The sequence below is a fragment of the Peribacillus sp. YIM B13482 genome, from assembly GCF_042787975.1.
GTDB lineage: Bacteria > Bacillota > Bacilli > Bacillales > DSM-1321 > Peribacillus > Peribacillus simplex_A.
Map to the genome: position 1 here is coordinate 1 of NZ_JBHZPF010000127.1, position 3,038 is coordinate 3,038.

Annotated in this window: 1 rRNA gene; it reads left to right on the forward strand. The window is 51.7% G+C overall.

Annotated elements, in window-relative coordinates:
• Positions 1 to 74: 74 nt before the first annotated feature.
• Positions 75 to 3,008, forward strand: a 23S ribosomal RNA gene (locus ACFX4L_RS25230).
• Positions 3,009 to 3,038: the final 30 nt, after the last annotated feature.

Below are 3,038 nucleotides of genomic sequence, written 5' to 3' on the forward strand. Positions count from 1 at the left end.
TTGTTCCTTGAAAACTAGATAATAGATAGAAGGCAATTAATTTTTTTCAAAGCATCAGTAAGATCTTTTTTAACGGTTAAGTTAGAAAGGGCGCACGGTGGATGCCTTGGCACTAGGAGCCGATGAAGGACGGGACTAACACCGATATGCTTCGGGGAGCTGTAAGTAAGCTTTGATCCGGAGATTTCCGAATGGGGAAACCCACTGTTCGTAATGGAACAGTATCTTTACCTGAATACATAGGGTACTGAAGGCAGACCCGGGGAACTGAAACATCTAAGTACCCGGAGGAAGAGAAAGCAAATGCGATTTCCTGAGTAGCGGCGAGCGAAACGGAATTAGCCCAAACCAAGAGGCTTGCCTCTTGGGGTTGTAGGACACTCAACATGGAGTTACAAAGGAACGGGGTAAATGAAGTGATCTGGAAAGGTCCGTCAAAGAAGGTAAAAACCCTGTAGTTGAAACTTCGTTCCCTCCTGAGTGGATCCTGAGTACGGCGGGACACGAGAAATCCCGTCGGAAGCAGGGAGGACCATCTCCCAAGGCTAAATACTCCCTAGTGACCGATAGTGAACCAGTACCGTGAGGGAAAGGTGAAAAGCACCCCGGAAGGGGAGTGAAATAGATCCTGAAACCGTGTGCCTACAAGTAGTCAAAGCCCGTTAATGGGTAATGGCGTGCCTTTTGTAGAATGAACCGGCGAGTTACGATTTCATGCGAGGTTAAGTTGATAAGACGGAGCCGCAGCGAAAGCGAGTCTGAATAGGGCGAATGAGTATGAGGTCGTAGACCCGAAACCAGGTGATCTACCCATGTCCAGGGTGAAGTTCAGGTAACACTGAATGGAGGCCCGAACCCACGCACGTTGAAAAGTGCGGGGATGAGGTGTGGGTAGCGGAGAAATTCCAATCGAACCTGGAGATAGCTGGTTCTCTCCGAAATAGCTTTAGGGCTAGCCTCAAGATGAGAGTATTGGAGGTAGAGCACTGATTGGACTAGGGGCCCCCAACGGGTTACCGAATTCAGTCAAACTCCGAATGCCAAATACTTATTCTTGGGAGTCAGACTGCGAGTGATAAGATCCGTAGTCGAAAGGGAAACAGCCCAGACCACCAGCTAAGGTCCCAAAGTATACGTTAAGTGGAAAAGGATGTGGAGTTGCTTAGACAACCAGGATGTTGGCTCAGAAGCAGCCACCATTTAAAGAGTGCGTAATAGCTCACTGGTCGAGTGACTCCGCGCCGAAAATGTACCGGGGCTAAACGTATCACCGAAGCTGTGGATTGACACCATTTTGGTGTCGATGGTAGGAGAGCGTTCTAAGGGCGTTGAAGTCAGACCGGAAGGACTGGTGGAGCGCTTAGAAGTGAGAATGCCGGTATGAGTAGCGAAAGAAGGGTGAGAATCCCTTCCACCGAATGCCTAAGGTTTCCTGAGGAAGGCTCGTCCGCTCAGGGTTAGTCGGGACCTAAGCCGAGGCCGAAAGGCGTAGGCGATGGACAACAGGTTGATATTCCTGTACCACCTATACATCGTTTGAACGATGGGGGGACGCAGAAGGATAGGGTAAGCGCGCTGTTGGATATGCGCGTCCAAGCAGTTAGGCCGGAAACGAGGCAAATCCCGTTTCCATTAAGGCGGAGCTGTGATGGCGAGGGAAATATAGTACCGAAGTTCCTGATTCCACGCTGCCAAGAAAAGCCTCTAGTGAGATGTAAGGTGCCCGTACCGCAAACCGACACAGGTAGGCGAGGAGAGAATCCTAAGGTGTGCGAGAGAACTCTCGTTAAGGAACTCGGCAAAATGACCCCGTAACTTCGGGAGAAGGGGTGCTTTTTAGGGTGAATAGCCCGGAAAAGCCGCAGTGAATAGGCCCAGGCGACTGTTTAGCAAAAACACAGGTCTCTGCGAAGCCGCAAGGCGAAGTATAGGGGCTGACACCTGCCCGGTGCTGGAAGGTTAAGGGGAGAGGTTAGCGCAAGCGAAGCTTTGAACCGAAGCCCCAGTAAACGGCGGCCGTAACTATAACGGTCCTAAGGTAGCGAAATTCCTTGTCGGGTAAGTTCCGACCCGCACGAAAGGTGTAACGATCTGGGCACTGTCTCAACGAGAGACTCGGTGAAATTATAGTACCTGTGAAGATGCAGGTTACCCGCGACAGGACGGAAAGACCCCGTGGAGCTTTACTGCAGCCTGATATTGAATTTTGGTACAGCTTGTACAGGATAGGTAGGAGCCTGAGAAGCCGGAGCGCTAGCTTCGGTGGAGGCGTTGGTGGGATACTACCCTGGCTGTATTGAAATTCTAACCCGCGCCCCTTATCGGGGTGGGAGACAGTGTCAGGTGGGCAGTTTGACTGGGGCGGTCGCCTCCTAAAGAGTAACGGAGGCGCCCAAAGGTTCCCTCAGAATGGTTGGAAATCATTCGTAGAGTGTAAAGGCACAAGGGAGCTTGACTGCGAGACCTACAAGTCGAGCAGGGACGAAAGTCGGGCTTAGTGATCCGGTGGTTCCGCATGGAAGGGCCATCGCTCAACGGATAAAAGCTACCCCGGGGATAACAGGCTTATCTCCCCCAAGAGTCCACATCGACGGGGAGGTTTGGCACCTCGATGTCGGCTCATCGCATCCTGGGGCTGTAGTCGGTCCCAAGGGTTGGGCTGTTCGCCCATTAAAGCGGTACGCGAGCTGGGTTCAGAACGTCGTGAGACAGTTCGGTCCCTATCCGTCGCGGGCGCAGGAAATTTGAGAGGAGCTGTCCTTAGTACGAGAGGACCGGGATGGACGCACCGCTGGTGTACCAGTTGTCTTGCCAAAGGCATAGCTGGGTAGCTACGTGCGGACGGGATAAGTGCTGAAAGCATCTAAGCATGAAGCCCCCCTCAAGATGAGATTTCCCATGGCGCAAGCTAGTAAGATCCCTGAAAGATGATCAGGTTGATAGGTCAGAGGTGGAAGCGTGGCGACATGTGGAGCTGACTGATACTAATAGATCGAGGACTTAACCAACGCTTTTTAAAAAATGAAATACCTTCTTAT